This window comes from Herbaspirillum chlorophenolicum (assembly GCF_001189955.1).
Lineage (GTDB): Bacteria > Pseudomonadota > Gammaproteobacteria > Burkholderiales > Burkholderiaceae_D > Herbaspirillum > Herbaspirillum chlorophenolicum.
Genome location: NZ_LFLT01000004.1, coordinates 23,053 through 47,336 on the forward strand (window position 1 = coordinate 23,053; position 24,284 = coordinate 47,336).

The window sequence follows — 24,284 nt, forward strand, 5'->3', positions numbered from 1 at the left end:
AGAAAACAAAAAGCGCAGTTCCTTTCGGAACTGCGCTTTTTTTATTGCCGGTATCGCCTGAACGGCCCGTCAAGCAGACCGGCCAGAATTACCCCACCCACTTCCGCGCATTACGGAACATACGCATCCACGGCGAATCCTCGCCCCAGGACTCAGGATGCCACGACTGCGTGACAGTACGGAACACACGCTCGGCGTGCGGCATCAGCACGGTGAATCGGCCGTCCGGCGTAGTCACCGAAGTGATGCCCTGCGGCGAACCGTTCGGGTTGTACGGATAGGCTTCGGTCGTCGCGCCCTTGTTGTCGACATAGCGCATGGCGACGATCGCCTTGGCGATATCGCCGGTCTGCGAGAAGTCGGCAAAGCCTTCGCCGTGTGCTGTAGCGATCGGCGCCTGGGTGCCGACCATACCCTGCATGAAGATCGACGGCGAATCCGCCACCTCCACGTTCACGAAACGCGCCTCGAACTGCTCGGACTTGTTGCGGGTGAACTTGGGCCAGGCTTGTGCGCCCGGGATCATCGATTTCAGGTTGCTCATCATCTGGCAACCGTTGCAAATGCCCAGCGAGAACGTGTCTCCGCGCTGGAAGAAGCGCGAGAACTGTTCAGCCAGTTGCGCGTTGAACAGAATGGTCTTGGCCCAGCCCTCGCCCGCGCCCAGCACGTCGCCATAAGAGAAGCCGCCAACGGCGATAAAGCCCTTGAAGTCATCCAGCTTGGCGCGGTTGGCGATCAGGTCGCTCATGTGCACGTCGACTGCGGTGAAACCGGCCTTGTGCATGGCGAACGCCGTCTCGATGTGCGAGTTCACGCCCTGCTCGCGCAGGATCGCCACCTTCGGCCGGGCGGCTGCGCCCAGCGACAGGAACGGTGCCGCGATGTCTTCCTGCGGATCGAAGCTCAGCTTGGGCGTGATGCCGGGGTCGGCCGCATCCAGGATGCGGTCGTATTCGGCGTCGGCACAGGCCGGGTTGTCGCGCAGGCGCGCAATGCGCCAGCTGGTTTCGCTCCACAGGCGCTGCAGCTCGATGCGGGTCTGGCTGTAGATGTTCTTGGCGTCGCGCATGAATTCGACCACGTCGCGATCGTTCGGCTTGCCGATGATATGGCTGCAGGCGCCCAGGTTGAAGCTGCGCAGCACGTTCATCACGTCCGACTTCTCTTCTGCGCGTACCTGGATTACTGCGCCCAGCTCCTCGTTGAACAGCGCGCGCAGCGTCAGCTCATTGCGGCGCTCGGCCACTTGCGAGGTCCAGTTCTTGGAATCGCCCCAGTCGGCCGCATGCTCGCCTTCCATGGTCAGAATGTCGAGGTTGACTGAGATGCCGGTATGGCCGGCAAAGGCCATTTCCGCCAGCGCGGCGAACAGGCCGCCATCGGAGCGGTCGTGGTAGGCCAGCAGCTTGCCTTCCGCATTGAGCTGCTGGATGGCGTTAAAGAAGCCCTTCAGGTCTTCCGCGCTGTCCACATCCGGGGTTTCATTGCCGATCTGCTGCATGACTTGCGTGAGCGCCGACGCGCCCATGCGGTTCTTGCCGCGACCGAGGTCGATGACGATCAGTACGGTGTCGCCCTTATCCTTGTGCAATTGCGGCGTCAGCACGCGGCGCACATCCGTCACCGGCGCAAAGCCGGACACGATCAGCGACACCGGCGAAGTCACCGACTTGGCGCCGGCCTCATCCTGCCAGGTGCTGCGCATGGACAGCGAATCCTTGCCCACCGGGATGGACACGCCCAGCGCCGGGCACAGCTCCATGCCCACGGCCTTGACGGTGTCGAACAGCGCGGCATCCTGGCCAGGCTGGCCGCAGGCTGCCATCCAGTTGGCCGACAGCTTGATGTCGCCGATGTCGGCGATCGGTGCGGCGGCAATGTTGGTGATCGCCTCGCCCACCGCCATGCGGCCCGATGCGGCGGCATCGATCACGGCCAGCGGCGTACGCTCGCCCATGGCCATCGCTTCACCGAGATAGCCTTCCAGGCCCATCGCCGTCACGGCGACGTCGGCCACCGGCACCTGCCAGGGGCCGACCATCTGGTCGCGCACCGTCATGGCGCCCACGCTGCGGTCGCCAATGGTGATCAGGAAAGACTTGTCGGCCACGGTCGGCAGGCGCAGCACGCGGTGCGACACCTCCACCAGATCCATGCCGGTCAGGTCCACTGCCGGCAATTCCTTGGCGACGTGCTTGACGTCGCGGTGCATCTTGGGCGGCTTGCCCAGCAACACGTCCATCGGCATGTCGACCGGGCTGTTGTCGTGCTCGGGGTCGATCACCTTCAACTGGCGCTCTTCGGTGGCGGTACCGACCACGGCGAACGGCGAACGCTCGCGCTCGCACAGGTACTTGAACAGCTCCAGGTGCTCGGGCGCGATGGCCAGCACGTAGCGCTCCTGGGACTCGTTACTCCAGATTTCCTTGGGCGCCAGGCCGGACTCTTCCAGCGGCACCTTGCGCAAATCGAACAGCGCGCCGCGCTTGGCGTCGTTGGTGATTTCCGGGAAAGCGTTGGACAGGCCGCCGGCGCCGACATCGTGGATCGACAGGATCGGGTTCTCATCGCCCAGCGCCCAGCAGGCGTTGATGACTTCCTGCGCGCGCCGCTCCATTTCCGGGTTGCCGCGCTGCACCGAGTCGAAGTCCAGGTCGGCGGTATTGACGCCGGTGGCCATCGACGAGGCGGCGCTACCGCCCATGCCGATGCGCATGCCGGGGCCGCCCAGTTGGATCAGCAGGCTGCCTGCCGGCAGGTCGTTCTTTTTGGTGTGCTTGGCCGAGATGTTGCCCATGCCGCCGGCGATCATGATCGGCTTGTGGTAGCCCATCACCTCGCCGTCCACGTTCTGCTCGTAGGTACGGAAGTAGCCGCCCAGGTTGGGACGGCCGAATTCGTTGTTGAACGCGGCGCCGCCCAGCGGGCCCTCGATCATGATCTGCAGCGGCGAGGCGATGCGCTCGGGCTTGCCGTAGATGCCGCCATCGGCGTGGACATCGCGCTCGGCCACGGGCTGCGCCACATCGCGCGCGTTTTCCCACGGCTGCACGGCGTGCGTGACCATCAGGTTAGAGACGGTAAAGCCTGTCAGGCCGGCCTTGGGCTTGGCGCCACGGCCGGTCGCGCCCTCGTCGCGGATTTCACCGCCGGCGCCGGTGGAGGCGCCCGGGAACGGCGAGATCGCGGTCGGATGGTTGTGGGTTTCCACCTTCATCAGGATGTGGGTCAGTTCTTCCGACGCCTCATACACGTTGCCACGGCCCGCGCCGCGCTGGTAGAAACGCGGCACCGTCGCGCCCTCGATCACCGACGAATTGTCGCTGTAGGCCACCACGGTGCCCTTGGGATTCAACTGGTGGGTGTTCTTGATCATGCCGAACAGCGACTTGTCCTGCACCACGCCGTCGATGGTCCAGTCGGCGTTGAAGATCTTGTGGCGGCAGTGTTCGCTGTTGGCCTGGGCGAACATCATCAGCTCGACGTCGGTCGGATTGCGCTGCGCGCGGGTGAAGGCTTCCACCAGGTAATCGATTTCGTCGTCCGACAAGGCCAGGCCCAGTTCGGTGTTGGCGCGCTCGAGGGCAGTACGGCCGCCGCCGAGCACGTCCACCGATTCCAGCGGCTTGGCCTGCAGTTCGGTGAACAGGCCGGACGCTTCGCTCGGATGGCGCAATACGGTTTCGGTCATGCGGTCATGCAGCAGCGCCGCCACGGCCGGGATGCTGGCGTCATTGAGCTTCTTGGCGCCGCCCAGCAGGCCGCTCTTGATCTGGACGTGATAGACGATGCCGCGCTCGACGCGATGGATATGGGCCATGCCGCAGTTGTGGACGATATCCGTGGCCTTGCTGGCCCAGGGCGAGATCGTGCCGAAACGGGAAATCGCAACGAAGGTCTCACCCTCGTCACTGCCGTTGAACGGGTCGCCATAGGTCAGCAGGCCGTTCAGGCGCGCCTCGTCTTCCTTGGTCAGGGCTCCCGCGGCATCGACAAAGTGCAGGAAACGGCCGGAAATGCCGGTAATGGCAGGATCGACAGCTTGCAGTTGGGACAGGAGGCGTTGGGTGCGGAAAGCGGAAAGGGCATTGGAGCCCGGCAAGATCAGCATGGCGAGGTCGAGGCAGTTAGCTTGAATCGGGAAAACGGGTGCTGGCGCGGCTTGGAACCGGTCCACCGATGCCGATGCATCCCATGGTGCCGCATTGCAACAGGCAGATGCCTGGCACGGACAAAGGGCGCTGCATCGGGCTGATCTGGTGGATCGTGCGCGCGTTTGCTAGCAAAGACCGAATTATACAGTGGACAGGGGTATTCGGCCCACTGAAAGCAAGCAGCCGGGAGGGGCTGTCGTACGCACCGGCTACTCCCCTGCAAGTACGGTTTCGGTCACAAACCGGGGCAATTTGTGCCTTGCCATAAAATATGCAACGAAAGACGCGGCCTCCGGAGCGCCTTCTGATCCACGCTTGTCATCGGCGGTTCCTGTTTGCGCGTTGTTCATCAGAAAACACCTGCAGTTCTTGAAACTCTTCAATTATGAGCAGCAAGGGCATTTCGGGGTATCATTCCGGCCGCATTGGAAAACCGGCCTTGCGCGAATGACTATATTGCCATTGCGACCACAAAGGCGGCCATTCGATGACGATGACAACAGCGGCCTGATCCGCCATCCAAGACACACAGAGTGAACAACACACATCGACAGATCGCCGTCATCGGCGGGGGACTTTCAGGGATTTGCAGCGCCTACTTCCTGGCCGCCAAGGGGTATGAGGTCGCCGTAATCGAACGGCGCGCCCATGCTGCGGAAGAAGCCACGTTCGGCAATTCCGGCCTGCTCGCGCCCGGCGCGGCCATGCCGCTGACCCTGCCAGGTGCCTTCGCCACCTTCGCCGGCCGTTTCCAGGAGGAACCACGCGTCCTGTTGGCATCGGGTGCGGACTTCAAGCGCAACCGCTGGATGCGCCAGACGCGCCAGGCCCAGCAGCAACGCTTCGCTGCCAACAAGCTGCGGCTCACACGCCTGTCGGCCTATGGCCAGGAACTCACGCGCCAGTTGCAGGAACATTACGCAATGGAGCACGAAAACAGCAACGGCGTATTCCATCTGTTCCGCACCCCGCTGGAAGCCGCGCGTATGGCGTCATTGCAAGAAGGCGCGCAGCAATGCGAGGTCAAGCACAAGACGCTGGACACCGCTGAAATCCGCCTGCTGGAGCCGGCCTTCTCGTCAGAAGCCGCCCTGGCCGGCGCACTTTATTATCCGGACGACATCGCCGGCAATTGCGTATTGTTCGCCAAGCAGATGCGCAACGCGGCCCAGGAACTGGGTGTGTCTTTCCATTTCAGTTCGACCGTCAAATCCATCCAGCCCGAATTCGGTGGACGCGTGGTGCTGGAACTGGAATCGCCGCACCTGGACAGCCGCCTGACCACCGATGGCGTGGTGCTGGCCGCCGGCATGCAGACGGCCGAGCTGCTGCGCCCGCTGGACACGCCGCTGCCGATGCGCGCCCTGCAAAGCTATTCGGCGCTGGTGCCGGTCAAGAACCCCGACGATGCGCCCAACATGGCGCTATTCGATGACAGCTACAAGGTCGCCATGACGCGCCTGGGCAACCGCATCCGCATCACCGGCCTGCTCGGCTTCATGCCGCCGTCGCAGGCGATCCCGCCCAAGGCGCTGCGCAATTTGCTCAAGATCGCCGGCGACTATTACCCGAACGCCGCCAATTACAACCAGGCGCACTTCTGGAGCAGCACGATCCCGATCCTGCCCAACGGCATGCCGCTGTTTGGCCCGACGCGCCACGGCAACGTCTTCGTCAACGTCGGCCACGGCGTCACTGGCTGGGCTGCCGCCGTAGGCTCGGCGCGCGTGCTGGCCGATATGGTCGCCGGCGAGAAGTCGGCGGTGGATACGGAAGGTTTCCTGCCGCAAGACCTGGCCGCCTGATCCGATCCTTACCCTGCTCCCCCGCCCCGGCCCTCGTCTGGGGCGTTCTTTTTGCTCCCTGCAAACACGAAATCGCGCACGGATTCATCTGCGCCGATTTTTTTCATCAGCCTGTGTGCAGCGCATTCCGCACAATTGACTTAGAATGATTTCGAGGCAATGCCTCACCTCTGCAGTTCATCCCGATCACCGCAACACCAACGCACCAGCGATCACAGCCATGAGCGCGCTCTATTCTGTTGCCGAAATCCGCGAAGTCGAGCAGACCGCCTTGTCCGGACTCCCGTCCTATACCCTGATGCAGCGCGCCGGCGCGGCCGTGGCCGAATACGCGCAGCAGCTCCTGTCCTCCACCACGCAGTCCTCGCCTTCGGTGCTGGTCCTGGCCGGCCCCGGCAACAATGGCGGCGATGCGCTGGAAGCCGCCTGCATCCTTGAAGAAGCCGGCATCGAAGTCGCCGTGCAACTGCATGCCGACCAGAGCAAGCAGCCCCATGATGCGCGCCGCGCGCTGGCGCGTGCGCGTGAAGCGGAAATCCAGTTCATCGAAGACCTCACGCCGGCCGGCCTGCGCGAACAATCGTGGGCACTGGTGATCGACGGCCTGTTCGGCATCGGCTTGACGCGCGCGCCCACGAGCAAGCTGCGCGCCATCATCGACCACGTCAACGGCCTGCCCTGCCCGGTATTGTCCATCGACGTCCCCAGCGGCCTCAATGCCGACACCGGCAGCATCGTCGGCGGCGCCGATGGCCTTGCGGTCAACGCCACCCACACGATTACGTTCATCGGCGACAAGCCCGGCTTGCATACCTGCGAGGGCAAGGACCATAGCGGCCTGATCACGCTGCAGCCGCTGGACATCGATCCCGGCTGCTACCGGCCGACCCGCGCCGTCCTGAACGGACCGGCGCATTTTGCGGCATCCCTCAAGCCGCGCGCCAACAACTCGCACAAGGGCAGTTATGGCGACGTGATCGTCGTCGGCGGCGCCCGCGGCATGGCCGGGGCGCCGGTACTGGCGGCGCGCACCGCGGCGTTTGGCGGCGCCGGCCGCGTCTACCTGGCGTTTGTCGATGACGGCCCGGCCTACGACAGCATGCATCCGGAACTGATGTTCCGCGTCGCCGATCGCGTCGAGTTCGGCGCCAGCGCGGCGCTGGTGGTCGGCCCCGGCATGGGCACGTCACGCCATGCGCACGATATCCTCGCCCGCGCGCTCGACAGCCAGGCCGATATCGTGGTCGATGCCGACGCCCTCAACCTGATCTCGGCCGAACCCACCTTGCAGCACAAGCTGCACGACCGCCGCGGCGGCAGCGGGGAAATCGTCAGCATCATCACCCCGCATCCGCTGGAAGCGGCGCGCCTGCTCGACACTACTACCCAGAACATCCAGAACGACCGTCCCCAGGCCGCGCGCATGCTGGCACGCCACTTCAACGCCATCACCATCCTCAAGGGCGCCGGCACCGTGATCGCCTTTCCCGATGGCGAGATGCTGATCAACCCGACCGGCAATCCGGCGCTCTCCACGGCCGGCACCGGCGACGTGCTCTCCGGCCTGTGCGGCGCGCTGCTGGCGCAAGGCTGGCCCCTGCGCGCCGCCGCGCTGGCCGCCACCTGGATCCACGGCGCCGCCGCCGACCGCCTGGTGGCCCAGGGCCTGGGCCCGGTCGGACTGACCGCCAGCGAATTCATCCCGGCCATCAGAGCCGTGTTCAACAACATCATCCGAGACCATGTCCACCAGCGCCCTGCCGCAGTTCCGAGTCGCACACACACCTAAGCTTTGGCTGGGGATCATTTTTCTTGTCACGGGGTTGTGGACGCTGTCCCTGCTGGACGCGGCCGGCAAGCTGCTGGCCATCTCTGGCTACCACGTGGTGATGATCGCGTGGATGCGCTACACCATCAACGTGCTGTTCATGGCGGCCACGATGGTGCCGCTCTACCAGAAGCGCACCGGACGCAGCATCTTCCGCTCCAACCGTCCGGGCCTGCAGATCGGCCGCGGCGCCCTGCTGCTGGGATCGACGCTGATCTTTTTCTCGGTATTGAAGGTCGTGCCGCTGGCCGAAGGCACGGCCATGAATTTCTGCGCGCCGCTGGTGGTGCTGGCGGTTTCGCCCTGGCTGCTGGGGGAAAAGGCTTATCTCTCGCGCTGGATCGCGGTGCTGATCGGCTTTACGGGGATGCTGATCGTGATCCGTCCCGGCGGCGACATCCCGCCGCACGGCGTGGCGCTGGGCCTGCTGTCGGCTTGCACGATGGCGCTGATGTCCATCCTCAACCGCAAGGCCAACCAGGCCGATGACCCGATGGTGACGCTGTTCTACGGCGCGCTGATGGGCAGCGCGCTGTCCACGCTGGCGGTGCCGTTCTTCTGGAGTTCGCATACGCCGAACCTGGTCGAATGGGCGATCCTGATTTCCACCGGGCTCACCGGCACCATCGGCCACTTCCTGCAGAACAACGCCTACCGCCACGCTGAAGCCTCGGTGCTGACGCCATTCTTCTACGCCCAGATCATCTCGGCATCGGGCATGGGCTGGCTGGTGTTCGGCCAATTCCCCGACCGCATCACCCTCCTCGGCATCGCCATCATCTGCGCCAGCGGCATGGGCATCGCCTATGTCGAGCACAAGCGCGCACATCCGCTGCCGCCGGCCGATCCGATGGAAGCGGTCTGAATATTACCTCAGGTACTGCCGGCAAGACGGCCGGCAGCGATGGTGATGGTGCGCGCGCAGCGCGCGGCGATGGAATTGTCGTGCGTCACCAGCACCAGCGTGGAGCCGCGTTCCTCATTCAGCTCGAACATCAGCCCGATCACCGATTCGCCGGTGGCGGCATCGAGGCTGCCGGTGGGCTCGTCGGCGAACAGCAACGGCGGCTCCGTGACGAAGGCGCGTGCCAGCGCCACGCGCTGCTGCTCGCCGCCGGAGAGGTATTTCGGATAATGCTTGAGACGGCTGCCCAGGCCCACGCGCGCCAGCATCCGCTCGGCCTTGGCGCGCGCCTCGCCGTCGCCGCGCAACTCCAGCGGCAGCATCACGTTTTCCAGCGCGTTCAGGTGGCCGAGCAACTGGAAGGACTGGAACACGAACCCCAGCTTGCGCTTGCGCAACGCCGCGCGGCCGTCTTCATCGAGGGCGAAAATGTCTTGGCCATCCAGCCGCACGGAACCTTCGCTGGGCGTATCCAGTCCAGCCAACAGGCCCAGCAGCGTGGATTTCCCGGAGCCCGATGCGCCGACGATGGCCAACGTGGTACCGGCCGCCACGGTAAAATCGATACCGGAAAGAATCGTGAGCTGGCCGGATTCGGCCGATGCATCGGCAACGCGTTTGGACAACTGAAGGACTTCAATGGCAGGGACAGCGGAAATGGCGGCAGGATCGGCAGCGATGACGACAGCGGAATCGGGCATGCAGGGCATTCAGGCAAGAAGGATGGCGACATTCGCAGCGCGAACCGGCCTCAAGGCATGGCTGCGGCTGCTGGCGGGCATCGCCCTGATGCTGGCGGCGATGAGCGCTTATTCTGCCCCAAAAACCCTGCTCGTGCTCGGCGACAGCCTCTCGGCGGAATACGGCCTGGCGCGCGGCACGGGGTGGACCCGGCTGCTGGAGCAGCGCCTGCAGCAAAATAAGGTCGATGCCGTGGTGATCAACTCCAGCATCAGCGGCGACACCACCATCGGCGGGAAAAATCGCCTCCCTTCCCTGCTGGAAAAGAACAAGCCCGATATCGTCGTGATCGAACTGGGCAGCAACGACGCCCTGCGCGGCCTGCAGCTCAACACCACACAGGACAACCTGCAGGCCATGATGGATCTGGCGCGCCAGAACAAAGCCAAAGTGCTGCTGGTCGGCATGCAGATTCCCCCCAACTATGGCGCCGACTACACGCGCCGCTTCTCAGACATGTTCCAGCACCTGGCCAAACGGAACAAGGCGCCGCTGGTGCCCTTCTTCATGGACGGCATCGCCGCCAACATGGACTTGTTCCAGGCCGACCGCATCCATCCCAACGAACAGGCGCAAGCCATGCTGCTGGATAACGTCTGGCCGCATCTCAAGCCGCTGGTCGGCCTCAAGTAATCGCATCGGCAATAAAAAACCCTTGCCACCGGGACCGGGGGCAAGGGCCAGGGAGCGTCGCGTAACGCTCAGTGGCGTGCGTACAAGTCCAGAAACCGGCGCAGCAAGCCGGCCGACTGTGGCGTTTCGCTGACTTTCTCGCACAGCGCCGCGGCATCAATGCCGCAACCGCGATAGACATCGGCGTAGTAACTCAGATGAGCCCGCACGAAGGCCGGCGAGAACTCCGGATGAAACTGGGTCGAATAGATGCTTTCCGCATGCTTGAGCATGTGGTGCGGGTCCAGCGGCGAGCGCGCCATCACGATCGCCTCCTCGGGCGGGCGCAGTACCGATTGCATGTGCAGCATATGCGCCGGGAAAGTGGTCGGCAGCTCATTGAGCAAGGCATCCTTGCGGCAGCAGTCGTAGGTTTCCACATGCATGGTGCCGGCCGCGCGGCCCGCCGGGTTGTAGCCGACTTCGCCGCCGAAGGCATGGGTCAGCAACTGGTGGCCGTAGCAGATGCCGAACATCGGCGTATCTTCCGCCGCCGCATCGCGCAGCCATTCGGCAGTGCGCTCGCTCCAGTCTTCCTTGTCGGTCACCATGGCGGGCGAACCGGTGATGAAAACGGCACGGTAGGAACAGGGCGAACGCAATGCCTGCCCTTCGTACACGGTGACGGTTTCGGTTTCATGGTCGGCCAGTCCGGCGGCAGACTGGATCTGCCGCGCGTAACTGCCGTAATTGCTTTTGAGGGTCTGGTTGGGATCGCCGGTTTGGATGATCAGGACTGGGGCTGGCATGGAAAGCAGTGGTCGACTATTCAATGGCAAAACATTGCATCGGAAGCATTTCCATCTGGAAATTTCTTCTGCGATGCCCTTCGAATTCGACTGGAGGCAGCGATAACTTTACGGCAGCCGGATAACGCTGAAACGACGCAAGCTGCGATCAGGATGACAAGGAAGGCATGCTGAAAAATGCTGCGCCGCCTCAATAATGAAACAAAAAAGGCCGCTGGAGAAGCGGCCTGTATAAATTTTTTACCTAATTGTCGCGCCCATGCATCTTATCGCCTGCATGGGGCGCCGGGTACGTGCCGCTTCACATCTGCGGCGTACCCGGCAGTACGAATGCCTTATTTGGCGGCATCGTCGGCGCTGACCGAGGCGGCGCCCTTGAGCAGCTTGGTCTTGGCCTTTTCACGCAGGTAGCCGAGGTAAGCCAGCGCTTCCTGCTGCGACAGCGCACCGGCAATCTGTTCCTGCTCGGTCTTGCGGCGCGCCGCATCCACGGTCTTAGGCTGTTCGACCTTGGTCACGCGGTAGATCTGATAACCCAGGCCCGGCATTTCCACACCAGTGTAGGCCGGCAGCTTGGCGGCATCGACCTTCATGACGGCAGTGAACGCCTCTTCGTTCCAGCCTTCGGCCTTGACGCGCGAAACCACCTTGGCATCGCTGAAGCCGGCGCCATCATCCTTGGCCTGCAGTTCCGCCAGGCGGGCCTGGCCGGCCTTGGTGGCCAGCGCCTGCTCTTCCTGCTGCAGCACGACCTTCTGCACGTCAGCCTTGACGTCCTCGAACGGACGCACGGTCACCGGCTTGTATTCGCTGATGCGGCCAGCCACCAGCGTATTGGGGGCGACCTGCACGGCTTCGGTGTTGTGCTTGGACTTGATCACGTCGTCGGTAAACAGCGCCGTCAGGAACTTGGCATTGTTGTACGGCGCTGCGCCGGCAGCCGGGTTGGGCGCACGCGTCACGCCCGTTGCAGTCTGGATCTTCAGCTTGAGCTTGTCGGAGACCGCCTTGAGGCTGTCGCCGTTTTCGTAGACCAGGTTATTGAACTGGTCGGCCATCTCGGAATACTTTTTCGCCGCGATCTGCTTCTTGATCTCGCCGGCGATTTCATCCTTCACCGAATCGAGCGGCTTGACCGATGCCGGCTTGATGCCGGTGACTTGGATCACGTGATAGCCGAAGTCCGACTCCACCGGATCGCTGATCTCGCCTTGCTTCAGGCCGAACGCCGCATCCTCGAAAGGCTTGACCATTGCGCCATGGCCGAAGAAGCCCAGGTCGCCGCCGTTCTCGGCCGAGCCCGGATCTTGCGAATTGGCCTTGGCCAGCTTGGCGAAATCGCCCGGATTCTTGCGCAGCTGGGCCACCAGGCCTTCCGCCTTGGCCTTGGCGGCAGCCTTGTCGGCCGCCGGCGCATCCTTCTTGACCGCGATCAGGATGTGGCTGGCGCGGCGCTGCTCTTCGGTCGAGTACAGCTTCTGGTTTTGCTCGTAGTAGGACTTGATGTCGTCATCGGTCACCTGCGACTGCGCAGCCACGGCAGCGCCATCCAGCACCACGTATTCGATGCTGGCCTGCTCCGGCGTTTCAAAACGCTTGCCGTTCTTGTCGTAGTAGGCCTTGAGCATCTCGTCGGTCACCTTGACCTGGGATGCGTAGCTCTCCGGCTTGAAGTTGAGCATCTGCACCGTGCGTTCCTGGTCATTCAGGTTCGACAGGTTGTCGGCCACGGTCCTGGGCGCGAATGCGGTGTTCTGGATCGCCGCATTGAGCTGCTGCAGCGCCATCTCGCGGCGCAGGCTGGCTTCATAACCCTTCGGGGTCAGGCCCTGGGCCGCCAGCAGCACGCGGTATTGGTCGTTATCGAACGTACCGTCCGGTTTGGTCAGGCCCGGGATTTGCAGGATGCTTTGCTGCAGTGCCTGGTCAGGCACCACCAGCTTGCTGGCCACCACTTCGGCGCCCAGCGCGCGTTGCGCGATCAGGTTTTCGAGGATGGCGCGGCGCGCCTCGGGCGTATCGAACAGCTTGGTGTCGAACTGATTGCCATAGGCCTGGCGCATGCGCTCAAGCTGCTGGCGATGCGCGGCATCCCACTCTTCTTTGGTAATGGTCTGTCCGGCCACCTTCGCCACGGCGTTGTCGCCGTCGGTCAGGCGGCTGTAGCCCTCCAGGCCGAAGAAAGCGAACGACGGGAAGATGAACAGCAGCAGCAGGAACTGCATCAGGCGCTGGTGGGTACGAATGAATTCAAACATGAATAGCCAATCAATAAACGATCCGTCAATGAAAGTGCGCACCTGCCACCCGGATCGGGTAATAAAAAAGGCGAACTCACGTTCGCCCTGATCCGGCGGAGCGGCAACCGCTCAGGCGCACGCACTCAGTCGTGCACGCGCGACATTATACACATGCCAATCCCGGGCAACATCCCCGCGCCTGCCGCAGATGCCTGCATTCATTCGCCCATCTGCGCCAGCGCCACGCTGCGCAACTGGAAGCGCCCGTCGTTATTGAACAGCCAACTTTCGGAGAATTCGATACGGCCGTGCTGCAGCAACGCCTCCGGCGGCTTGGGAAAAGGCGCCGTATTTTTCAGGCTGCCCAGCGCACTGGCCTCGGCCTGCTTGTCGCGGTTGCTGCGCAGGATCTCGCTCTTGACCAGGTTGCCGTCGCGGTCGACCACATACTTGACCACGATCACCGACCGCAGCAACGCCTGCGGGCGCTCGACATAGACACTGGTGAAATTCACCTGCGAGATGCGCTTGGCCAGGTCCTGCTTATAGCCATTGGTGGTAGTTGCCGTCGATGTGCCGTCCGGCGTGGTCTTTTTCTGTTCGATGAGGGACTTGGCCAACTCGTCGCGCTGCTGCTGCGTGCTCTGCGGCCCCGAACAGGCGGCCAGCAATGCCGCTGCGCCGATCCTGGCCAGCGTCAGCCGGGATGGCCCGCGATATGTTCGCTTCCTTGCTTTACCCATATTCGTTCTCCCGGCATGTCCATCGATTGCGGCCCGGCAACGGCTTGCCGCCTTGCGAGCCCGCGCTCAGGAATGTCGACACTATATCAGCGCCGCCATTCCCTTCATCCAGCCCGTAAACCACACCATCCATAACTTCAACCTATAGGTCGGATATTACCCCGCTATCACAGAGAGAGCTGTCATCCAGCAGTCATATTTGCACCGTAACATCCGCTTGCCTTGAGACCGACAACGCCCGCAAATGCGCTACAGCGCTGATTTTTTGCAAGCATAACAAACGATTGCGGCAGCGTTGCGGCCCAGCCGCGCCACCAGCGAGACCAACCAGATGATGCAGACCTCTTCCCTCCTTCCGCCCCACGCCGACCATCTGCCCCATACCGATGGCAGCGAGACTTTCCTGTCGGTGCGCGGCATCGACAAGCGCTTCGGCGCCTTCACCGCGTTAGACAGCGTTTCGCTGGAAGTCAGGCACGGGGAAATGGTTTGCCTGCTGGGGCCGTCAGGCTGCGGCAAGACCACCCTCCTGCGTACCATCGCCGGCCTGGAACGCCAGGATACCGGCAGCCTTCAGGCCGGCGGACGCGACATCTCGCAGTTGCCGCCGCAGGCACGCGATTACGGCATCCTGTTCCAGTCGTACGCGCTGTTCCCCAATCTCACCGTGGAAGACAACGTCGCCTACGGCCTCAATGCTGCCGCCGCCCAACGCAAGCTGTCGCGCCAGCAAAAGCGCGAGCGCGTGACCGAGATGCTGGGCATGGTGGGCCTGGCCGGCAGCGAGCGCAAATATCCCGGCCAGCTCTCCGGCGGCCAGCAGCAGCGCGTGGCGCTGGCGCGCGCGCTGGCGCCTTCGCCTTCGCTGCTGCTGCTTGACGAACCACTGTCCGCATTGGACGCACAGGTACGCGAACACCTGCAACTGGAAATCCGCCGCCTGCAAAAGGAATTCCGCATCACCACCCTGATGGTCACGCACGATCAGGAAGAGGCCATGGTGATGGCCGACCGCATCGCCGTGATGAACCGCGGCCGCATCGAACAATTCGGCACGCCCGACGAGATCTACCGCCGCCCGGCTTCCCCCTTCGTGGCCGACTTCATCGGCCAGTCCAACTGGCTGCCTTTCACCCGGATCTCGGGCTCCCAGGTCGCGGTCGGTTCGCTGCAACTGGAAATCCAGCCGGAGGAAGAAGAACTGTCCAGCGGCCGCCTGTTCTGCCGCCCGGAAGCAGTCGACCTGTTTCCCGGCGAGCAAGCCGCCAACCGCTTCCGTGCCCGGATGATCGACCGCATCTATCTCGGCAACCGCTATCGCATCGCCCTCGCAGCCGATGCCCTGCCAGGGCAGACGCTGATGGCCGACGTCATGGGCGACGCGCATGACCGGCTCGGCGCCATCCACGGCGGCGACGGCATCTGGATTGCGCTGCCGCGCCAATCGCTGCAGGTCTTCGTTTGATGAAAAACGGCGCCGCGATGAATTCCACCGCCACCACTGCCATGCCCGACCTGGGTACGCCGAGCCTGCACAGCGGCGGGGCCAATGCCGTCAATCGGACGCAGGGCAAGGCAGACCGCAGCCAATTATTGGTTACCGGCCTCAAGTGGCTATTGCTGGCCGTTCTGCTGCTGGGGATGGCCGGCCCGCTGGTCTTCATCCTGATGCAGGCAGTGCTCACACCGGAAGGCCGCTGGGCCGGCTTGCAGCCGTTCACCGCACTGTTCTCCAATATCAATTTCCTGCCGATGCTGGGCCGCAGCCTGTGGGTGTCTTTTTCCACCGCGCTGGTCACGGTGCCGTTGGCCTATATTTTTGCCTACGCCCTGCAGCGCACCTGCATCCCGCTCAAACCGGTGTGGCGCGGCATCGGGCTCTTGCCGCTGCTGGCGCCGTCGCTGTTGCCGGGCATCGCGCTGATCTACCTGTTCGGCAACCAGGGCCTGTTCAAGGAATGGATGGACGGCAGCATCTACGGTTTCTGGGGCATCCTGCTGGGCGAAGTGTTCTACACCTTCCCGCATGCGCTGATGATCTTGCTCTCAGCCTTGTCGCAAGCGGATGGCCGTCTGTACGACGCCGCCGCCGCCATGGGCTCGTCGCGCTGGCGCACCTTCAAGAGCGTCACCCTGCCGGCCACGCGCTATGGCATCTTCGGCGCGTTCTGCCTGGTATTTACGCTCACCATCACCGATTTCGGCGTCCCCAAGATCGTCGGCGGCGCCTACAGCGTGCTGGCGGTGGAAGCCTACAAGGCAGTGGTCGGCCAGCAGCAGTTCGGCCGCGGCGCGCTGATCGGCCTGTTGCTGCTGGTGCCGGCGGTGCTCACCTTTGCTGTCGACGCCTGGCTGCAGCGCCGCCAGCGCGCCCAGATGAGCAGCCGCTCCGAATCCTATGTGCCGCGCCCGGACTGGCGCCGCGACGGCGCCAACCTGATGGCAGTGACCATCCTCGCCGCCGCCATCCTGATCATGATCGCAGTCGCCATCGGCGCCTCGCTGGTCAAGCTGTGGCCCTATAACCTGCAGCTCACGCTGCAGCACTACGACTTCGACAACATGGACGGCGGCGGCTGGCTGGCCTACTGGAACAGCCTCAGGCTGGCCTGCGGCACCAGCATCGCCGGCACCCTCGTGATCTTCACCGGCGCCTGGCTGATGGAAAAGACGCGCGGCCCGGCCTTGCTCGGCCCGATGCTGCGATTCCTGTGCTTCCTGCCGATGGCAGTGCCCGGCCTGGTGCTGGGCCTGGGCACCCTGCTGTTCTTCAACCATCCCGCCAACCCGTTCAATTTCCTGTACGGCACGATGGCGCTGCTGGTGGTGTGTTCGGTGGTGCACTTCTACACCACCGCCCACCTGACCGCCGTCACCGCGCTCAAGCAGCTCGATCCTGAATTCGAAGCCGCCTCGCTGTCGCTGAAGGTGCCCTTGCTCAAGACCTTCGTGCGCATCACCGTGCCACTGTGCCTGCCGGCGCTGCTGGAGATCTTCCGCTACCTGTTCGTGTCGTCGATGACGACGGTTTCGGCGGTGATCTTCCTGTACCGCCCAGACACCGTGCTGGCCTCGGTCGCCGTACTCAACATGGACGACGCCGGCGATGTCGGCCCGGCCGCGGCGATGTCGACGCTGATCCTGCTGACCTCGGCCGCCGCCTCGCTGCTGATGCACGCCGCCGGCAGCCGCTGGATTGCCCGTGCCCAGGCGTGGCGCGGCGCACGCGCCCATTGATCCAAACCTTGTTTTCCATCCGGCGTTCTACGGACGCTATTTCAACCCAGCCCATCCAAAGGCCATCATGAAAAAAACCAAGCTGTTCAAACTGCTCGCATCGGTCATCGGCGCCGGCATGCTGTTCTCGGCACAGGCCGCGCATGCCGCCACCACGCTGACGGTCTATACCGCCCTCGAAGCGGACCAGATCAAGGCTTACCAGGCCGCTTTCCAGAAGGCCAACCCGGATATCGAAATCAAGTGGGTACGCGACTCCACCGGCATCGTCACCGCCAAGCTGCTGGCTGAAAAGGCCAACCCGCAAGCCGACGTGATCTGGGGCCTGGCCGCCACCAGCCTGGCCATGCTGGACAAGGAAGGCATGCTGACCCCATACGCCCCCAAGACCCTGTCCAACATCGAAGCCAAGTACCGCAGCGCCGCCAATCCACCGGCCTGGGTCGGCATGGACGTGTGGGCTTCGGCGATCTGCTTCAACACCGTGGAAGCGCAAAAACTGGGCCTGCCCAAGCCGACTTCCTGGGCCGACCTGACCAAGCCGGTCTACGCCGGCAAGATCGTGATGCCGCACCCGGCCTCCTCCGGCACCGGTTACCTGGACGTGTCCGCCTGGCTGCAAATGATGGGCGAAGACAAGGGCTGGGCCTACATGGACGCCTTGCACAAGAACATCGGCCAGTACACCCACTCCGGTTCCAAGCCCTGCAAGCAGGCTGCCACCGGCGAGTTCCCGATCGGCATCGCGTTTGAATACCGCGCCGTGAAGACCAAGAAGGAAGGCGCGCCGATCGACGTGATCCTCCCGTCCGAAGGACTGGGCTGGGACATCGAAGCCACTGCCATCGTCAAGGGCACCAAGAACCTGGAAGCCGCGAAAAAACTGGCCGACTTCTCCGCCAGCAAGGAAGCCATGACCTTGTACGAGAAGAACTTCGCAGTGGTCGCCATGCCTGGCATCGCCAAGCCGGACGAGCTGCTGCCGGCCGACTACGAAAAGCGCCTGGTCAAGAACGACTTCACCTGGGCCAGCACCAACCGCGACCGCATCCTGACCGAGTGGAGCAAGCGCTACGAAAGCAAGGCTGAGAAGAAGCAATAAGCCGCACAGTAACAAGGTAGTACAACCTGCGCCACCGCTCGGTGGCGCAGGCCGCGAGAGGAACAGCAGCAACCGACGGGTGACGCCAGAGCGCCCGCTTAGAACCTGGTACGCAACAACGACATCTTTGCAAACAGAATCAGATGGAGCATTTATGAACAGCACCGATCCCCACCACTTCGACCTGGCCGTGGTCGGCTCCGGTATCCTCGGCCTGGCGCACGCCTACGCCGCCGTCAAGCGCGGCCTGCGCGTGGCCGTATTCGAGCGCACCGGTACTCCGCTGGGCGCATCGATCCGCAATTTCGGCATGGGCCTGGTCACCGGCCAGCCGCCCGGCATCATGCTGGACCTGGCCCGCGAAAGCCGCGAACTGTGGCTCCACCTGTCGACACGCGCCAATTTCAGCGCGCGCGAAGCCGGCACCCTGCTGTTCGCCCGCACCGAAGCCGAACGTGACGTGCTGCAGGAATTCATGATCGTGCGCGCACGCCAATATGAATACCGCGCCTCGCTGCTGCAAGGCGACAAGCTCAACACCCTCTACAACGGCCGTTTCAGCCATCATCTCGCAGCCCTGCATGGCACCGAAGACCTGCAGCTGTATTCACGCGAAGCCATGCCGGCCCTGGTGGCCTACCTGCATTCGCAGGGCGTGCATTTCCGCTTCAATACGCTGGTGCATGGCGTGGGCGATGGACACATCTCCAGCACCGCCGGCGAATTCCGCGCCGAACGCGTGATCATCTGTTCCGGCCATGACTACCAGACCCTGTTCGCCGACAAGCTGCAAGCGATGAACCTGAAGCAATGCCGCCTGCAGATGCTGCGCGTGAAGACCGAAGACGCGCTGCCGCTGACGCACGCCGTGCTGACCGGCCTCTCCTGCACCCACTACGGCGCCTTCTCCGACCTGCCCACCGCGCGTGCGGTGCATGCCGAAATCGACCAGACCGCGCCGCTGCTCAACAAGCACGGCATCCATCTGCTGGTCAGCCCGACGCCCTACCAGGAACTGATCATCGGCGATTCGCACTACTACGGCACCGACTCTCCGCCTTTCAACAGCGAAGAGATCGACCAGTTGATGATCGGCCTGGCCGAACATACGCTGGCCACGCGCGTACAGGTGCTCGAACGCTGGCAAGGCGTGTACGGCAGCAAGGGCCCGGGTCCGTTCTCGGCACTGCCGATCGATGACAAGACCACGGCCGTGCTGATGCACACCGGTATCGGCATGAGCGTCGGCCTCGGGTTGGGCGAGCGCGTGATGAAGGCGCTGCTGGCCGGTGATGCCCTGCCCTCGGGCAACGCCGTCGTAGCGCCGGTCACGGCGCTGGCATAAGGACGCAACCCGGTGCCGCTCAACGCGCATTGAAACGCGATGCACGGCACCGGGTCCTGACCTTCATCAGGACGACATGCAAGAGAAGCCCCGGCATCAGGCTTCGCCAACAATATTGATGGCCAAGAAATTCCCCGTCTGCACTCCCGCTCCAGCCGCTGCACCGCAAAAGCCCTTTCCGCCTGAGGTGCATGCCCAGCATGGCCTCCCCATGCTGCATCGCAACCAATTCCGCCGCTCTTTTCCTGTAAGCCTGTGTAAGTTTCAAGCAAGTCCTGCGTAAGTTTTGAGTCGCACACTCGGCGCGTGGACAAGTGGGCCATTACGCAAGCAATGCGGAACGAATATCGCAGTTTGTGTATGGATCGGTTGACGGTTACCGCAGGGGCGGAATCGTCGGCGGATTCAAAAACGGGGATGGCGTCGCACAGTCATGGCATCTCCACTGCGTTCTTGCATAACGCCCCATTCGGCCATGCATCAGCCAATCAATTAAAACTAGGAGACCAGCATGACGACAGCATCAGTCAACACGACTGCGCGCGGCATCACACCTGAGGAGCGCAAGGTCATTTTCGCGTCCTCTCTCGGCACCGTTTTCGAATGGTATGACTTTTACCTGTACGGCTCGCTGGCGGCTATTATCGCCAAGCAGTTCTTCGCCGGCACCGACCCCAACACCGCGTTCATCTTCGCGCTGCTGGCGTTTGCCGCGGGCTTCATCGTGCGCCCGTTCGGCGCACTGGTGTTCGGCCGCCTGGGTGACCTGGTGGGCCGCAAATATACCTTCCTGGTAACCATCCTGATCATGGGCGCGTCGACCTTCATCGTCGGCATCCTGCCTAACTACAACTCGATCGGCATCACCGCGCCGATCGTCCTGATCATCCTGCGCATCCTGCAAGGTCTGGCGCTGGGTGGTGAATACGGCGGCGCCGCCACTTATGTGGCCGAGCACGCGCCGGAAGGCCGCCGCGGAGCCTTCACCGCATGGATCCAGACGACAGCGACCCTGGGTCTGTTCCTGTCGCTGCTGGTGATCCTGGGTGTGCGCACCTCGGTGGGTGAAGCCGCCTTTGCCGATTGGGGCTGGCGCATTCCGTTCCTGGTCTCCATCCTGCTGCTGGCCATCTCGGTGTGGATCCGCCTGTCGATGAATGAATCGCCGGCGTTCCTGAAGATGAAGTCCGAAGGCAAGATCTCCAAGGCTCCGCTGACCGAAGCTTTCGGCCAATGGAAAAACCTGAAGCTGGTGATCCTGGCGCTGATCGGCCTGACCGCCGGCCAGGCTGTGGTGTGGTACACCGGCCAGTTCTACGCGTTGTTCTTCCTGACGCAATCGCTGAAGGTCGACGGCGCCACCGCCAATATCCTGATCGCACTGGCACTGCTGCTGGCCACGCCGTTCTTCATCTTCTTCGGTTCGCTGTCCGACAAGATCGGCCGCAAGCCCATCATCCTGGGCGGCTGCCTGATTGCTGCGCTGACCTACTTCCCGATCTTCAGCGGCCTGACCCACTTCGCCAACCCGGCACTGGAAGCCGCACTGAAGAAGGCTCCGGTGATCGTGACCGCGGACCCGGCAAACTGCCAATTCCAGTTCAACCCGACCGGCACCAAGAAGTTCACCTCCTCGTGCGACATCGTCAAGGCCAAGCTGTCGGCCGCATCGGTGAACTACGAGAACGTGGCCGGCGCACCGGGTTCGGTGGCCACCATCACGATCGGCGACAAGGTCATCACTTCGTATGACGCCGCCACCTTGTCCAAGGAAGAAGCCGCTGAGAAAGACAAGGCCCTGTCCAAGGAACTGGCTGACGACATCAAGGCCGCAGGCTATCCGAGCAAGGCCGATCCGGATCAGATGAACAAGCCGATGGTCCTGTTGCTGCTGTTCATCCTGGTGCTGTACGTGACCATGGTGTACGGCCCGATCGCCGCAGCGCTGGTCGAAATGTTCCCGACCCGCATCCGCTACACCTCGATGTCCATGCCTTACCACATCGGCAATGGCTGGTTCGGCGGCCTGCTGCCGACTACCTCGTTCGCGCTGGTGGCCTTCAAGGGCGACATCTACTACGGCCTGTGGTACCCGATCGTGATCGCCCTGGCGACCTTCGTGATCGGTCTGTTCTTTGTGAAAGAAAGCGTTCACAACAACATTTACGCTGCCGACTAAATCGGGAGTAGATGGTGGGGGCGCCGTCCTGCAGCAGCTTGGGTTGCGCAGGACGGCGAGATCAAAAGCAAACAATTATTCCTTCAATCGTTGGGCCGATCGGAACCGGATATCCGATCGGCTTTTTTATTTGGCGCCGCGCTTGCCTGCCGGCGGCCGCCCTTTCTCCGCATTTCCCATTTCCGCTGTCGCTTTCTCTTCCACCAACGCCAGCAAGCCCTGCGCCGCGATCGACAGACTGCGTTCCTTGGGCGTGACGATCAGGAGCGGCCGCACCAGCTCCGGCGCATCCAGCGGGATCGCCACCAGATTGGGAAGGCGAAACTGGAACAGCGTCAACTCAGGCACCACGCTCACGCCAAGGCCACTTTCGATCAGCGCCGCCACCGTCGCCAGATGCTCCACTTCGAGCCCGGTGTTGACTGTCCCGCTGGGATGCAGCATCGCATCCAGATGCTGGCGCACGCTGGTCGAGCGCGCCAGGTGGATCAGCTCGCAGCCGGCCAGTTGGCTTATCTTGATGCGCCGTTTGCCGGCCAGCTTATGGTCGCGCCGGCACACCAGATAGAACGGATCGGAGCATAGCGGCCGGGTATCGAACTCCAGGAGATTGGGACCCGGTGCGGTCAACGCAATATCGGCCTTGCCGTGGCGCAGCAGGTCCAGGCAATGGTCTGAAATGGCGTCGAACAATTCCACCGTCACCCCCGGATAGAGCCGTCGGTACTCCGCCAGCACCGGCGGCAGCCAGCCGGCCGCCAGCGAAGGCAATGCGGCAATGGCGACCCGGCCCTTGCGGCGCGCCACATAGTCGCTCATGTTGGAGAAAGCCGATTCGATATCGGCCACCAGTTGGCGCGCCACCTCCACGAACAGTTCCCCTTCCGGCGTGAGCGTCACATTGCGCGTGTCGCGCTCGAACAGCCGGGCGCCGGCAGCGGCTTCCAGCTTCTGGATCATCACGCTGAACGCCGACTGCGAAACATGGCAGCGCTCGGCCGCATGGCCGAAATGGCGGCAGTCGGCCAGCGCCAGGAAGGCCTGCAGCAGGCGGGTCGAGATGTTGGTTTGCATGGTTGTCCGGAAGATGTCGATTAATCTGATAATCCGATCAATCAATCGAAAAAATCAACTTTACAACAAAATTAGCCAAAACCTACACTCGCAGTGCTTTCACTATGCGCCCGACCCGTACAGAAGAATCAAGCCCGGCCGTAGTGGAAATCGAATAAGAACAGCCACTAAAAATCCTGGAGACACGCATGCTTGCCCTGCTCGGCTTTGTCACGATCGTCCTGTTGTTCACCGCCATCCTCACCAAGAAGATGTCGCCGCTGGTGGCGCTGATCGCCATTCCCATCGTCGCGGCCCTGGTAGGCGGCTTCGGATTGCAGACCTCAAAATTCATTGTCTCCGGCGTGACCTCGATCGCACCGGTGGCCGGCATGTTTGTCTTTGCCATCCTGTTCTTCGGCATCGTCACCGATGCCGGCATGCTCGATCCCATCATCAGCCGCATCCTCAAGACCGTCGGCAGCCGCCCCTCGCGCATCGTGCCCGGCACTGCCCTGCTGGCGCTGCTGATCCACCTGGACGGCTCCGGCGCGGTGACCTTCCTGATCACCATCCCGGCCATGCTGCCGCTGTACGACCGCCTGGGCATCGACAAGCGCATCCTGGCTTGCGTGGCCTCGATGGCGGCCGGCGTCAACTTCCTGCCGTGGACCGGCCCGATGATCCGCGCCTCGGCGGCGCTGCATATCCCGGTGTCCGACATCTTCACCCCGCTCATCCCCATCCAGCTGGTCGGCCTGACCTTTGTCTTCATCGCGTCTTACCTGCTGGGCCTGAAGGAAGAACGCCGCCTGGGCCTGGGCAAGGGGTCGAACGTGGGCTTTGTGCAGCAGCATGAACTGACCGAAGAACAGAAAAAGATCCGCCGCCCGCAAAACTTCTGGATCAACATCGTGCTGACCGTGTTCGTGCTGGGCGTGATGATCAGCGGCAAGGTCGATCCGGTGGTGATGTTCATGATCGGCGTGGTGTTGGCGCTGATGATCAACTACCGCGACGTCAACATGCAGCGCGCCCGTATCGACGCGCATGCCAAGGCGGCGCTGCTGATGGCCAGCATCCTGTTCGCCGCCGGCGTGTTCACCGGCATCATGACCAAGTCCGGCATGCTCACCGCCATGGCCAAGACCGCAGTGGGCTTCGTGCCGCCCGAGATGGCCGGACATATCCCGGTGGTGCTGGGTGTCCTGTCGATGCCGCTGTCGCTGCTGTTCGATCCGGACTCGTTCTACTTCGGCGTGCTGCCGGTGATCGCGGAAGTCAGCCACATGCTGGGCGTACCGACCATCCAGGTGGCGCAGGCCGCATTGCTGGGCCAGATGACCACCGGCTTCCCGGTCAGCCCGCTCACACCTGCGACCTTCCTGGTGTGCGGCCTGGCCGGCATCGAACTGGCCGACCACCAGAAATACACCATCCCGTTCCTGTTCGGCGCATCGGTCGTCATGACCATCGCCTGCGTGGTGATGGGCCTGTTCCCGCTGTTCTAAGCGGCGGCGGAAAGCAAT

16 protein-coding genes are annotated in these 24,284 nt (G+C 63.1%); 10 read left to right on the top strand and 6 right to left on the bottom strand.

Annotated features, from left to right (window positions below; genetic code table 11):
• Positions 1 to 88: 88 nt before the first annotated feature.
• Complete coding sequence (gene purL, locus AKL28_RS04275; RefSeq protein WP_050466827.1) at positions 89 to 4,114, bottom strand: phosphoribosylformylglycinamidine synthase; 4,026 nt, start codon at positions 4,112 to 4,114, stop codon at positions 89 to 91.
• Between the two features lie 576 nt (positions 4,115 to 4,690).
• Here purL and AKL28_RS04280 point away from each other — a divergent pair.
• The 3 genes from AKL28_RS04280 to AKL28_RS04290 all read left to right on the top strand — a co-directional run bounded on the left by AKL28_RS04280 (position 4,691) and on the right by AKL28_RS04290 (position 8,655).
• Positions 4,691 to 5,962, top strand: a complete 1,272-nt coding sequence (locus tag AKL28_RS04280; protein WP_050466828.1) for an FAD-dependent oxidoreductase — start codon at positions 4,691 to 4,693, stop codon at positions 5,960 to 5,962.
• Between the two features lie 220 nt (positions 5,963 to 6,182).
• Entirely contained in the window at positions 6,183 to 7,751 is a 1,569-nt protein-coding gene (locus AKL28_RS04285) for a bifunctional ADP-dependent NAD(P)H-hydrate dehydratase/NAD(P)H-hydrate epimerase (RefSeq protein ID WP_050466829.1), read from the top strand.
• Entirely contained in the window at positions 7,705 to 8,655 is a 951-nt protein-coding gene (locus AKL28_RS04290) for a DMT family transporter (protein ID WP_050466830.1), read from the top strand. Before AKL28_RS04285 ends, AKL28_RS04290 begins: the two co-directional genes overlap by 47 nt.
• 8 nt (positions 8,656 to 8,663) lie before the next feature.
• Here AKL28_RS04290 and AKL28_RS04295 read toward each other — a convergent pair whose 3' ends face one another.
• The gene (locus AKL28_RS04295; protein ID WP_050466831.1) at positions 8,664 to 9,395 is read right to left on the bottom strand and encodes an ABC transporter ATP-binding protein; all 732 of its coding nucleotides are present in this window, start codon (positions 9,393 to 9,395) and stop codon (positions 8,664 to 8,666) included.
• Between the two features lie 22 nt (positions 9,396 to 9,417).
• Between AKL28_RS04295 and AKL28_RS04300 the strand changes: the two genes are divergently transcribed.
• Complete coding sequence (locus AKL28_RS04300; RefSeq protein ID WP_269432169.1) at positions 9,418 to 10,068, top strand: arylesterase; 651 nt, start codon at positions 9,418 to 9,420, stop codon at positions 10,066 to 10,068.
• Positions 10,069 to 10,136: 68 nt separating this feature from the next.
• On the opposite strand, the gene AKL28_RS04305 is transcribed toward AKL28_RS04300, so the two are convergent.
• The 3 genes from AKL28_RS04305 to AKL28_RS04315 all read right to left on the bottom strand — a co-directional run bounded on the left by AKL28_RS04305 (position 10,137) and on the right by AKL28_RS04315 (position 13,839).
• Positions 10,137 to 10,856, bottom strand: a complete 720-nt coding sequence (locus AKL28_RS04305) for a glutamine amidotransferase (protein ID WP_050466832.1) — start codon at positions 10,854 to 10,856, stop codon at positions 10,137 to 10,139.
• A gap of 335 nt (positions 10,857 to 11,191) precedes the next feature.
• Positions 11,192 to 13,114: a SurA N-terminal domain-containing protein gene (locus AKL28_RS04310; RefSeq protein WP_050466833.1), complete on the bottom strand. Its 1,923-nt coding sequence runs from the start codon at positions 13,112 to 13,114 to the stop codon at positions 11,192 to 11,194.
• Between the two features lie 200 nt (positions 13,115 to 13,314).
• Positions 13,315 to 13,839 (bottom strand): TonB family protein, encoded by a 525-nt coding sequence (locus AKL28_RS04315; RefSeq protein WP_050466834.1) that lies wholly within the window; start codon positions 13,837 to 13,839, stop codon positions 13,315 to 13,317.
• Between the two features lie 334 nt (positions 13,840 to 14,173).
• Here AKL28_RS04315 and AKL28_RS04320 point away from each other — a divergent pair, with 334 nt between their 5' ends.
• The 5 genes from AKL28_RS04320 to AKL28_RS04345 all read left to right on the top strand — a co-directional run bounded on the left by AKL28_RS04320 (position 14,174) and on the right by AKL28_RS04345 (position 21,702).
• Entirely contained in the window at positions 14,174 to 15,304 is a 1,131-nt protein-coding gene (locus AKL28_RS04320; RefSeq protein ID WP_050466938.1) for a putative 2-aminoethylphosphonate ABC transporter ATP-binding protein, read from the top strand.
• Between the two features lie 17 nt (positions 15,305 to 15,321).
• Complete coding sequence (locus AKL28_RS04325) at positions 15,322 to 17,076, top strand: putative 2-aminoethylphosphonate ABC transporter permease subunit (RefSeq protein ID WP_082221363.1); 1,755 nt, start codon at positions 15,322 to 15,324, stop codon at positions 17,074 to 17,076.
• Positions 17,077 to 17,194: 118 nt separating this feature from the next.
• Positions 17,195 to 18,178, top strand: coding sequence for a putative 2-aminoethylphosphonate ABC transporter substrate-binding protein (locus AKL28_RS04330; RefSeq protein ID WP_231602340.1), 984 nt, complete (start codon positions 17,195 to 17,197; stop codon positions 18,176 to 18,178).
• Between the two features lie 154 nt (positions 18,179 to 18,332).
• Entirely contained in the window at positions 18,333 to 19,523 is a 1,191-nt protein-coding gene (locus AKL28_RS04335) for a TIGR03364 family FAD-dependent oxidoreductase (RefSeq protein ID WP_050466836.1), read from the top strand.
• 511 nt (positions 19,524 to 20,034) lie between these two features.
• Positions 20,035 to 21,702: an MFS transporter gene (locus AKL28_RS04345; protein ID WP_050466838.1), complete on the top strand. Its 1,668-nt coding sequence runs from the start codon at positions 20,035 to 20,037 to the stop codon at positions 21,700 to 21,702.
• A gap of 126 nt (positions 21,703 to 21,828) precedes the next feature.
• Here AKL28_RS04345 and AKL28_RS04350 read toward each other — a convergent pair whose 3' ends face one another.
• Positions 21,829 to 22,776 carry a LysR family transcriptional regulator gene (locus AKL28_RS04350; protein WP_050466839.1) on the bottom strand — a complete coding sequence of 316 codons (948 nt, stop codon included), beginning with the start codon at positions 22,774 to 22,776 and terminating at the stop codon, positions 21,829 to 21,831.
• Positions 22,777 to 22,964: 188 nt separating this feature from the next.
• Between AKL28_RS04350 and AKL28_RS04355 the strand changes: the two genes are divergently transcribed.
• Positions 22,965 to 24,266, top strand: a complete 1,302-nt coding sequence (locus AKL28_RS04355; RefSeq protein ID WP_050466840.1) for a CitMHS family transporter — start codon at positions 22,965 to 22,967, stop codon at positions 24,264 to 24,266.
• The last annotated feature ends 18 nt before the right edge of the window (positions 24,267 to 24,284 follow it).